Raw genomic sequence first — 11,599 nt, 5'->3', positions numbered from 1 at the left:
GTAAACGATGCACCCACAATTACAGTTACTTCAACAAACGACTTCACTGAAGATGACCCTGCAAATGAAGTAGGCTCAGTAGTTGCAACTTATACGACGGACGACGAAGATGGAGATACGGTAAGCGTAATTCTAAGCGATACAATCAACTATGCACTTGGAACAGGCGATGATGCAGGTAAAGTTCTCTTAACTCAAGCAGGACTTGGCTTAGTAAATGCAGGAACAGATTTACCAGCATTTACACTTACTCCAAACGATGGAACAGTTGATGGCACCCCTGCAGATGTTGACCCATCAGTAATTCTCGTAGCAGATGCACCACTGGTAATAGTTACAGCAGATTTGACTCCTGAAATTGTGCAAGATTATGAAGACGAAACTTTTACAAATTATACCCCGATTATTAATTCTGGTAATAGTACTGGTATTTTAGAATTTGATGGATATGCAAGAAGTGTTTCTATGACCATTAAAAGTTTTGATGGAAGACCAGGGAATGATACTGGAACCGTTGAATTGTTAAGAGATGGTGTAGTAATAGAAACTTATTCTTTAAATGATTATCTTACTACAAATCCTAGTGGATCAAAAGGTATACCTCTTACTTTTACATCTGATATTTATTTTAATGAAGTTCGTGTAAGCAATACGGCTACAAATGATCAATTTAAGGTGGAAAATGTAGTGCTTGTTTCACCTTATTTGGTGACATACAGTATTGATGCAAATGCATTTCTGACAGATGAGAGTGAAATTTTAAGCAATCTTATACTTAAAGTTCCTTCTTCAGTAGATGGTGTATTAGTGGTAGATGGTTTTGCTCCTATTGCTATTTTGAGTGCGGATGGTCTGTATAATTATTACTCTATTCCTGCAGATAATGGTGGTGTAGAATTGATATTTGATTTTACTGAAGAACTTACCCCGACAGAGTTGACTGAGCTAGGAAATTTAATTGATACTATTACTGGCAGTGCAACTTCTTGGGAGAGTGGGGATGGTTTTGCACTTGCTGCGAGCAGTGGCGATGATATAATCGCTGGAACTGCTGAAGATAATGAAATTTCTGGAGAAGGAGGCGATGATGTTATTTTCGGAGGTGATGGAGCAGATGCTCTCCATGGCGGAGCTGGTGATGATACAATAGCTGGTGAAGATGGTGATGACTACATCGATGGTGGTGCCGGAGCGGATGCTCTATACGGCGGTGCAGGTAATGACACTATTGTATACGATGCTTTAGATACAGTTATAGACGGCGGAACTGGAGTAGATACACTGATTGTTGCAGATACTTTAGACTTATCTAATGTAGCTACTATAGCCGCGATTTCAAATATTGAAGTTATAGAGTTGCTTGATAATGCAAAAGTAGTCGGTGGTATTAATCCGAATGATGTGATTTCAATGACAACAACTGTAGATGGTAATAATACATTAATAATTGAGTCTGATAGTACTCCTACTAGTGATACTAGGGTTAGTATTGACGAAGATTCATTTGATACTTCTGTTGTGGATGGCGGGTATAATGTTTATAGTTATACAGATGCTGATACAGGAGATGTTACGACACTGATGGTTGATGTTCTTATACCAATCGATATTGTATAGCTTATTAGCTGTTTACTCGCAACCTTGATGGCTGCGGGTAAACTCTTTTTTTCCCAATTAACAAAAATTTTCTTATTGATACCAAAGTACTATTTACTTAAAAAAATCTCTGTGCTAGAATCTATACATAATTAAATTTGGAGGTGTAAAATGGCTACTGGAAAAGTTGTAGGACAGATACAGGTAACGCAAGGTAACGTGAAGATTGTGGGTGCTGACGGTGTTGTTCGTGAGCCAGTGTACGGCGGTTTGATGTTTGAGAATGAGCAGGTTGTGAGTAACGATTCGAGCGCTCTGTTTCAGATTAAGTTTTTAGCACTTCCTGAGGCGTCGGCATACGATGGCGAATTTAGAATTTTAGCAGACGGAACTGCTTTTCATGGAAGAGATGCCCTGAGCAGCATGGCTGAGTCAGAAGTTGAAACAGGAGTAGCAGAAGATTTAGAAACTGCAGCAGGTGAAGAGGGGGCAGAGGGAAGCACGGCATTTACAGAGACGGATATCGTAGCAGACTCCAGCGTTCTTGGCTTTAACAGAGGACCAAATAGCGCACTTGGATTTGGCGTGACAGAGTTTGGTACAGAAGATGTTGTTTATGACATTGGTCAACTGGATGTCATTCCACCCGATATCACTCCACCCGATGTGATTCCACCTGATGTCACTCATCCTGTGTTTACATCTTCAAATACAGCACTTTTTAATGAAACAGATACAGCTCCTGTAACGCAGGTAACGGCTAGCAGTGAGAATGGTGTCAGCTACAGCATCTCGGGAGAGGATAGTGAGCTGTTCATTATTGACCCAGTGAGCGGTCTTATAAGCTTTAAAGAGGCTCCTGATTATGAAAATCCAAAAGATGTTGGCGGAGACAATGAGTATATTGTACTCGTAACCGCAACAGATTCGTTAGGAAACCATACAACTCAGGAACTGAGTGTTTTCATTAACAATATTAATGGAAATGTAACGACGACTCCTGGTGAAAGTTTGGTGTTTCATACGTTTGACTCTCCTCCAGGCAATAATAATGAAGGCTGGACTGGCTCAGGCAACGAGAGCGCCATAGGTGTGGACAACAGTACGATTCCGCCAAATGAACTGGGTTGGTTTAGTCAAGACAGCGATACAAGATCACAGGATTTTGATCTGAGTGATCATGCAGACAAAGAGATAAATATTTCGTTTACGCTTGGCGTAAATGATTGGGAGGGCGATGACACTTTTGTAACAAGAGTTTATGACAGTGAAGATAACGTGATAAAAACTCAGTCATTTTCTCCTGATAGTGAGGGTGTAGGATACTTTGACTATGATTTTGACGTTACAGTTCCTGAAAATGGGCTTATTAGGGTTGAGTTTCAATCTGAAAATACTGTAGATCATGGAAAGGGTACAGAAGCTTGGAGTATAGATGATTTTGAGATAATGGGTCCTGATGGTCAGCAGGTTCTTACTTTTGACAGTTTACCTGGCGGCAACATAGATATGGAGGCTTTATTAGATCAAAATAATGATTTTGAAGGCGATGCTCCTGACTCTGTAGATGAAATCAATCTCTCTAGCGGTGATTATACATTGTCAAATATTACATTGGCAGACGTCATTGATATAACGGACGGCGACAATGTGCTTAAAATTACTGGAGACAGCGGTGATGGGATTGTTAATTTGGTAGATAACGGATGGGTTATTGACACCTCTCCTAGTGTTACAGAGACAGACTATATTACATACACACACGTAGATGACCCGAGTGTGCAACTTCTTATCGATGTTGATATACCTATTGATAGTGTCTGATTTTATTACTTAAACTTTAGTGCTAAAGAGATTCTATCGGTCACGTTCGCCTTTTCAAAGATATGGTGGATGTGACCTTTTACGGTTGAGAGTGCAATCTTCTCTCTTTGCGCTATCTCTTTGTTGTTTAACCCCTCGGCAATCATTAGTGCGATATCCTTCTCCTTTTCGGTTAGCAGTGAGATAAATTCAGGCTCATCTTTCCTTTTATTTTGCATATATTTGTTGATTATAAAGTATGTAAGATCTGCAAAAAGCCAGTTATTTCCATATTCGACGCTTGAGAGCATATTTAGCAGGTTTTCTTTATTTATGTAGGAGTTTTCATATCCTTTAATACCGCTTCCAAGGAGAGTTGATGCGTGATACACTTCAGGAACTGAGTTAAAAAGCAAAGTAACCGCATTTGGGTGCTCTTTTAGTTTTTTGAGTGCATATTCGATATTTTGAATACTCATCTCATCAATCATTACTGATATTCTATCGCCATATTTTGCAAGATATTTAAGTAGTTCATCAAAATCTTCTATTGACACGGTCTCGTAGGAGTTGTTTAAAGCGCTCTGCCAATGCCTTTTAATTGATGACATATTTGTAAATATAATTACCTTTTTCATAGTCATCTTTCACTCAGCACATTATCTCGTGCTCTTAGGATTGGTTTTAGAATATAGTCCAGTACTGTTTTTTTGCCAGTTATTATGTCTACATCTGCCGTCATCCCGACTATAATATTTAGTTTTTTATCCTCATTTCCCAAGTAGTTTTTATCTGTTTTTATTCTCACAAGATAGTAGTTTTGTCTACTTGCTTCATCATAAATAGTATCTGCACTTATGTGAGTTAGAGTGCCTTTCAGCGAGCCATATATTGCAAAGTCATATGCAGAGAACTTCACAATAGCACGTTGCCCCGGGAATAAAAAGGCGATATCCGCAGGTCTTATTTTTGCTTCGACAACCAGGTTGTCCTGAGTAGGTACTACTTCAATAATATCCATCCCGGGTCTTACAACACCCCCGACAGTATTTACTAGAAGCTGTTTTATAGTTCCATCAACGGGAGAGCGCACAAATGTACGTTTTACCTTGTCTTCTCTGGCAATATTTGCCTGCTCAATTCTTGACATTTCGGCTCTTACTTCATTATATTTCTCTTTTGCTGCATTTTTAAATTTTAGCTCAACTTCTCTAATGTTGTTTCTTTGCTCCTCAATTATGGAGGCAAGACGAGGAATAGAGAGTTTTGTCGATTTCATCTGCCCCTCAATGGTGCTGGCTTCTCTTTGAAGTTTTAGATACTCGACCTCAGAGACTATTCCTTTATCTACAAGCGGCTTATTAAGTTCTAATTCTCTGGTAATAAGTTTATAATTTATTGTCAGGTTTTGTAATTTTGCCTCAGCCTCTTTTAGTTCATCTTTTTTTTGCTCAAGGCGGCGCTGATAGATATTAATACTGTTTTCAAGCTGCTCTTTATTGCTTTTATAAAGAGACTCTTCATGTTTTATAAGTTCTGGAGAGTTTTTTCTTGTTAAGTCGCTTGCAATAAATGGTTTTACGGTAGATTCAGCCAAAAGGCGAACACTCTTCGCCTGAAGTTCATTGTAGCGCAACTGACTCTCTATAAAGCTACTTACAAAACTCGTATCGTCGATTTTAATGAGAATATTGCCTTTTTTTACCTCTTCTCCGACTTCAACGAGTATTTCGCTTACAATACCACCCTCCAGATTTTGTATGACTTGAACCTGAGAAGAGGGGATTATTTTGCCTTGACCGCGGGTTAGGGCATCTATATCTGCATTGTATGCCCAAAAAATCAGCCAAGCAATTGCAAAAGCACTTATCCAGAGCATAAATTTGGTGCCGCCAGAGTGATTCATAAGCAGAGCCGCACTTACAGAGTTCATATACTCCAAGTCCTTCTCATCTTTTATGCGAAGGTTTTTAATATCCTTCTTTTTGTAAGAGTATTCTACAAACTTATCTTCTAGGCTCATTGGCTACTCTTTTGAGGGGATCTTAATCGTCTTATAACATCATCATGCGAACCGTCTAAAATAATCTTGCCTCTATCCAATAGAATCAATCTTTTAGTTAATGAAAGGAGTATATTTTTATGAGAGATTAGTATCATCGTATGATTATTTTGGTAGCTGTTCATAGCTCTTATGAAGTGGTTTTCGTGCGTACTGTCCATCGAGTTTGTAGGTTCGTCAAGAAGTATAATTGGAGCGGAATGTATAAAAGCACGTGCTATCGAGATGGATTGTTTTTGTCCGCCTGAGAGACCGTCCCCCCTCTCTCCTATATGCATATCATAGCCCATTGGATGAGAGTCTGCAAAGTAGCTCACACCGCTTAGTTTGGCAACTTCTAAAATTTCCTCATCGCTTGCACCAGGAGAGCGCAGAACAATATTCTCTTTTAGCGTTCCTTGAAACAAAATGACCTCTTGGGGAACATAAGATATATTGCGTCTCAAATCAGCAGGGTCTATCTGTTTTATATCTATACCGTCCATTAGTATGGAGCCTTCCGTTGGTTCATAAAGCCCTAGTATAAGCTTCTCTATTGTCGTTTTTCCTGAACCGTTAGTGCCTATAATACCTACTGATTCTCCCGGATTGATTACAAAACTTACATCATCAAGAACTTTGTTCTCTGTATCAGGATAGACAAAACTTACATTTTTAAACTCTACCTTTCCTTTAAAGAATGGGCGCTGTACAAAGTTTTTTGACTCTTCGCGCTCAACAGAGAGCTTCATTATAGAGTTGATGACGTCATAAGCAGTCTTAGTCTGCTGAAAATTGGCAATAAGTGCTGCGACTTGACCCAAAGGAGCGAGCATTCTTGAACCAAGCATTACAACTGCGATAAGCCCTCCCATAGTCAGAGCATTATTTCCTATGGCATAAACACCGCCTATAATAAGCGCAATAGTGTTTAGCTGAACTACAAAGTTTACAAATGTCGAGATAGAGTTTGAGAGTATTTTTGATTTGAGTCCCTTTTGTGCAACATCGCCTGTAGCTTCTTCCCATTTCCACTGATACTGTCCGCTTATTCCAAGTGCCTTTATAGTCTCTAGTGCTGTAAGTGACTCTATAAGTACTGAGTTTTTGTGTGCAGAAGCTTCATAAGTGCTTTGCACGCTTCTTCTCATGGGTTTTTCTACGAATATGCTATATATCATAATGATAAGGGCACTTACTATCGGAATAGCGATCATCCAACCGCCTATAATATAGATGATAAAGAGAAATATAATTGTAAAAGGCAGATCTATTATAGTAGCAATAGAAGATGCCGTAAAAAAGCCCCTTATGGAGTCAAAATCCTTTAGGTTGCTTGCAAACGAACCTACCGAGCGTGGCTTTGATGCAATTTTTAGATTTAGTACATGCTCGTAAATTATCGAAGACATGATAACATCGCTTTTTTTTGCTGCATTTTCAAGAAAGTAGGAGCGAAGGAACTTTAGAATTATGTCAAAGATATAGATAACAATTATACCCGTTGCAAATACCCAAAGCGTGTCTATTGCATTGTTTGGCACGACTCTGTCATATACGTTTAGAGTAAAAATTGGAGTTGCCATAACAAAAAGATTTATAAGAAAAGAAGCTACTATTACATCTGCGTATATTCCAGAAAAGTAGCTCATTGTTCCCCAAAACCAGTGATGACTATCATGCTTTAAGAGACGATTGTGTGCATCTTTGTATTGGTGGTTATGTTTAAGAAGAAATGCAAAGTTTATATATTCCGCTTCTAAAAACTCACTCTCAACCCAGTTCTCACCCTCTCCTGCTTCTGGTAAAATTATTTTTGCATATTTTCTATCAGGACTAATTTCCGTTAAGATGCAGGCTCTCTCGCCATATTCGTCACCTTTTAAGACTAGGATTACTGGCAGTAGCAGAGGGGATATATCTTTAAATGAGTAGTCTACTAATTTAGAGCTAAATCCGGCACGCTGAGCCGCACGATGAAATGCGGATTTTGATCCTTTTGCATCAAGTGAAAAAAGTCTAGGCGTCGTTCTTCCCGGTGGGATTGGCAAGTCAGCAATAAGTGCATCAGCGCTGTATGGACGATTGTAGAGCTTGGTAAAAATTACCAAGCTCTCCAGTAGAGGATTTTCTATAATACTACTCAACTGTAATATTCATCTCTTCTAAAATTTTGCCGGTGTAAGATAAGATTTGATAGTAAGAGATCAGCCTATCATACTCAGCCGTAGTTTTGCGGTTTTTTGCACTGTTATGCTCTAACTCTATGTTTAAAAGGTCGATGATGCTTCTTCTTCCAAGTTCATGCTCTTTTTCATAGTCGGAGACAGTTTCGCCGCTTGATTTTATAGTGTTATCGAGATGAACCAGCTGCTGTTTTGTCGACTCAAACGTCTGCCATGCAATCTCTGTATATGCTTTTATATAGCGTCTTGCATCTGCGAGTGTGCTGTTTTTGTTAAGCAATCTGTGTTGATTTGCCTGCTTGTTTGCTTTGTCTGCCAAACCGTTAAAGATATTGTAGTTTAACACAAGAAGAGCGTTGTAGCCAGAGTTCTCTTCAAAAGTGCTAGGAGTTCCAGCTTCAGATTCAAATGCCACTCCATGCACATGTTTGTCCCAATAAGCTTCGAGTTTAATATCCGCTTTTGGATAATAGGGTGCATTTGAGCGTTGTAGTGCCGCCGCCGCAACTTCGATATCCGCATTTGATACTTTAATCGTAGGGTTGTTCTGCATAGCAATCTCAACCAAAGAGTCTATATCATTAGCAGGGATATCTCCAATAGTGGGTTTTTCCAAATCCGCTACACTTATATCTCCGGGTAAAATACGCTCAAAGCTAGAGACGGCATTATCATAATTTTGTTCCGCTAAGTATTGGATACTTAGAGCATTTTCATAACGAGCAAGTGTCTGTTTGTAGTCAGAACTGCGCCCAACTCCGGCTTTTACCTTCTCATCTATCTGTGAAAGGTACTTTTCATGAACCGCTACATTCTCTTTAGCAATCTGGAGTAGTTCATGAGTTCTAAGTAGCTCAATATAGTACGTAGCAGTTGCTAGCGCCATATCATTTGCACTCTCTTTTACAGTGTCGTTTGCCGATAATATAAGCGCTTTTTGCTGCTCAACCGCGTACTTTGTATCTAAGCCTGAGAAAACATTCTGAACGAGTGTTGCAGAGGCATTTTGTCTTACTAATGTTTCTCTCACACCTTCGTTTGCTACAGTTTTTGTAAATTCTGGACCGACTGAATATGACAAGTCTAAAGACGGTAAATAACCGGCTCTTGCTCTACTCAGTAACTCTTTTTGAACATTTCTATCCTCTTTTTTCATCTCTATTTGAGGATGCGTCTCAACCGCCTTTTGCACTGCCTCGCTAAGAGACATTGCGCTTGCAAGTATAGGTATCAAAACCACCGATAATAATATAGACTGCTTCATTTGAAATCCTTTGTTTTTACTTTACTTAGTATACTATTCAAAATATTAAGCATTTATTAACTTAGGTATAAGCTAAAACTATTTTTTCATATTATATCGCTAAAAGTCAAAGCAGTGTATAATTTAACATGTTAGATAGCGGTAAAAAGGTGGTTAGAAGATGCAAATAAGAGTTTATTACGAAGATACCGATACAGGCGGAGTTGTTTATCACTCAAACTACCTCAATTTTTGCGAACGCGCAAGAAGTGAGGCTTTTTTCTCTAAAGGTCTGACTCCGGTTTTGCAAAATGGTCATTTTGTTGCCAGAAGAGTTGAGGCTGATTATATTAGAAGCGCAAAGCTAGGTGATGAGCTGCATGTAGAGACAAAACTTATAGAGATGAGAGCGGCTTCGTTCAAACTGTTGCAGAGTGTATTTAAAGAGAATGAGAAGATATTTGAGCTAACCATAACGCTGGCATATATAAACTTTGAGGGCAAGCCTCAAAAGATCACAAAAGAGGTAGAGGAGCTAGTCCGCTCTCTCTTTTGTTAGTTGGTAAGGGATAAACCTGGAGAATGATGGCTGAAGCAGGTTTATAGGGTAGATCATCTGGTTATCAACACTCTGTATATCATACTCTCTTTTTTCGCCGCTTATAAGATGGGCAAAGTAGTCTATACCGACGGTTGTCGTGTAGTTTATCCAGTCGTATACAATATCGTTACCCAAAAGAGAGTTTGTCTCGATGAGAACATCTTTGTTTTGCGTGATAGAGTTGGCGATTATCATATCTTTTCTGTCTTGATACTGTGTCATGGAGAGAAGCAGCGGATTGTAGTTTGTTTGTGTTGAGAGTATATTTGTAGTGTTTGTGTCATAGAGAGTAAGCTGAGATATTATCATACCGCTTTTTATGATAGGAGTATTTACGAAAAAAGAGGCTTCGTTTATCTTCTCATTCTCTTTTAACTGTTTTTCTAGATTTGTCGTCTGTTGAGGAATAGAAAATTTTATAACGGTTGGTTTTTGAGAAGGGCTACTCAAGGCTACCTTTTTATTTTGTGCAAATTTGGCTTTAAAAGCATACTCTTGATGTTCAGATAGCCGCTCTCCGATGGTGGATTGATCATAAAATATGACAAGTGGAGAGACCGCTTCATTTAAGAGCAGATCGCTTTGTGCTCTGTAGTCTATCCCTCCGTAGTAGAGGTAGCCTGACTCATTTTTAGCATCTTTTTTGTTGATAGTTGGGAAAAATATATTTATGTCAGGATTGATGTTTGAGACAATCTCTTCGCCATCTTGTGTCAGCGGTGCTATTACATAAGAGAAACTATCCTTTTTAATTCTCTTGAGGGCTTTTGAGATCTCATCGTAGCTCTCATCTTCTATTTTATAACTCTTGAGCTCAAACGGGCGGTTCTTTGACATAAGATAGGCAAAAGATGCGTTTGTAGTTGAGGCTGCATATCTTCCAATCTTTTTGTATGGCAGAAGTAGGGCAATGCGAAGTTTGCTCTCTGTAAAGACCTTTTTTATATTGAAAACTGCCAGATACTCCTGTCTTCTTGCCTCTAGAACATCATCTTCAAGTCTCTCCCCGGCATGAGCTAAAAATGAGAAGATGTAGCCATTTTCAAGGTGCTCTTGTAAACACTCCTCATTACAAGGGTAAGGGTCTAGGTTTTGAATATCAGTTTTTGGAAGAGCAATGTCAGAAATTAGAAAACTTTTTGAAAACAGCACTGCAGGCAAAAATATGGCGATAAAATATAGTTTTTTCATAGACAACTCTTTATAATTTTTAGATCATTAAACGCAATTTTTTTATCATCCGGATTTCTAAGAAGATGATTGGGGTGAAATATAGGAACAAGTTTGTACTCTTTAAAGTCTACAACATGTCCTCTTACGCTCCAGAAATTTTCTTCTTCAGATGTAACTTTAGCATAAGCATCTTTACCTAAAGTAACAACTACTTTTGGTTTTACAAACTCTATTTGTTCAAATAGATAACTCTTGCATGAATCCCACTCCGAACTAGAGGCTATATTTGAGTTTAAAGGTTTGCATTTTATAGCATGAGTAAAGTACACATCTTCAACTTTTAGTTTTAAAACATTCTCAATCATATCTTTTAGCATCTCACCGCTTCTGCCGCTGTAGTAGGAGTTTGTGCTATCATCGCTCATCGAAACCATATAGTCGATTATCATGACGTCTGCATTTGGATTGCCGTATCCGCTCATGCTCTGCCTTCTCGATTTATTCAAATCACACAAATGGCAACTTGCTATATTCTTTGTAAGCTCATCAAGATTCGATGGTTTTTCATTTGAACTTGCACGGTTTATAGAAAAGGAGTCGCTATACTCAAACCCTAGAGCTTTAAGCCGATATAGGTTTTGCAGTAGCAGTAGATTTTGAAAAGAGTTCAATAATAGCCTTTATGAAAAATAATCAATCATAAGAGTATATTTAAAGTGCGGTTAAAATCTACTTTATAAATTTTAGGTAAAATACAAGAAAGTATTTTTGGAGAACAATTTGAGCTTAGATAATGAAGTATTGGGTGTAAATAGTTTTAAATTAGAGTCTTCGAGAGAAATTCAGAGTATTATTGGCAATATTGAAAATCTCAAAAAAGAGAATATTCTTATCCATATAATCTCCTCGTATAATAAATTTATCAACTTACTAGATCTTAATTGACTAGTAATTTG

At 38.3% G+C, this 11,599-nt stretch carries 8 protein-coding genes and 1 pseudogene; 3 read left to right on the top strand and 6 right to left on the bottom strand.

What is annotated here, in order from left to right:
- Both IBX42_RS09050 and IBX42_RS09045 read left to right on the top strand, forming a co-directional pair.
- A pseudogene (locus IBX42_RS09050) lies at window positions 1-1,617 on the top strand (hypothetical protein); the annotation flags it as partial.
- A 150-nt stretch (window positions 1,618-1,767) separates the two neighbouring features.
- Window positions 1,768-3,420 carry a cadherin repeat domain-containing protein gene (locus tag IBX42_RS09045; protein WP_294931771.1) on the top strand — a complete coding sequence of 551 codons (1,653 nt, stop codon included), beginning with the start codon at window positions 1,768-1,770 and terminating at the stop codon, window positions 3,418-3,420.
- A gap of 5 nt (window positions 3,421-3,425) precedes the next feature.
- Here IBX42_RS09045 and IBX42_RS09040 read toward each other — a convergent pair whose 3' ends face one another.
- From IBX42_RS09040 to IBX42_RS09025, 4 genes are read right to left on the bottom strand one after another with little or no spacing between them, the layout of a single operon-like run.
- Window positions 3,426-4,037 carry a LuxR C-terminal-related transcriptional regulator gene (locus IBX42_RS09040; RefSeq protein WP_294931774.1) on the bottom strand — a complete coding sequence of 204 codons (612 nt, stop codon included), beginning with the start codon at window positions 4,035-4,037 and terminating at the stop codon, window positions 3,426-3,428.
- Between the two features lie 2 nt (window positions 4,038-4,039).
- The gene (locus tag IBX42_RS09035; RefSeq protein ID WP_294931777.1) at window positions 4,040-5,422 is read right to left on the bottom strand and encodes an HlyD family type I secretion periplasmic adaptor subunit; all 1,383 of its coding nucleotides are present in this window, start codon (window positions 5,420-5,422) and stop codon (window positions 4,040-4,042) included.
- Window positions 5,419-7,587, bottom strand: a complete 2,169-nt coding sequence (locus tag IBX42_RS09030; RefSeq protein WP_294931780.1) for a type I secretion system permease/ATPase — start codon at window positions 7,585-7,587, stop codon at window positions 5,419-5,421. The genes IBX42_RS09035 and IBX42_RS09030 overlap by 4 nt, the downstream gene beginning before the upstream one ends.
- Window positions 7,580-8,890, bottom strand: coding sequence for a TolC family outer membrane protein (locus IBX42_RS09025; protein WP_294931783.1), 1,311 nt, complete (start codon window positions 8,888-8,890; stop codon window positions 7,580-7,582). The genes IBX42_RS09030 and IBX42_RS09025 overlap by 8 nt, the downstream gene beginning before the upstream one ends.
- A gap of 160 nt (window positions 8,891-9,050) precedes the next feature.
- Between IBX42_RS09025 and IBX42_RS09020 the strand changes: the two genes are divergently transcribed.
- Window positions 9,051-9,428 carry a YbgC/FadM family acyl-CoA thioesterase gene (locus IBX42_RS09020; RefSeq protein WP_294931787.1) on the top strand — a complete coding sequence of 126 codons (378 nt, stop codon included), beginning with the start codon at window positions 9,051-9,053 and terminating at the stop codon, window positions 9,426-9,428.
- Here the strand turns inward: IBX42_RS09020 and IBX42_RS09015 are convergent.
- Entirely contained in the window at window positions 9,405-10,661 is a 1,257-nt protein-coding gene (locus IBX42_RS09015; RefSeq protein WP_294931791.1) for a hypothetical protein, read from the bottom strand. The genes IBX42_RS09020 and IBX42_RS09015 overlap by 24 nt on opposite strands.
- Entirely contained in the window at window positions 10,658-11,314 is a 657-nt protein-coding gene (locus tag IBX42_RS09010; protein ID WP_294931794.1) for a uracil-DNA glycosylase, read from the bottom strand. The genes IBX42_RS09015 and IBX42_RS09010 overlap by 4 nt, the downstream gene beginning before the upstream one ends.
- Between the last annotated feature and the right edge of the window lie 285 nt (window positions 11,315-11,599).

The organism is Sulfurimonas sp., from assembly GCF_014859695.1.
In the GTDB taxonomy this organism is placed as follows: Bacteria; Campylobacterota; Campylobacteria; order Campylobacterales; family Sulfurimonadaceae; genus Sulfurimonas.
Note: the sequence above shows the minus strand (reverse complement) of the source record. Positions and strands in the feature narration are given on the sequence as shown.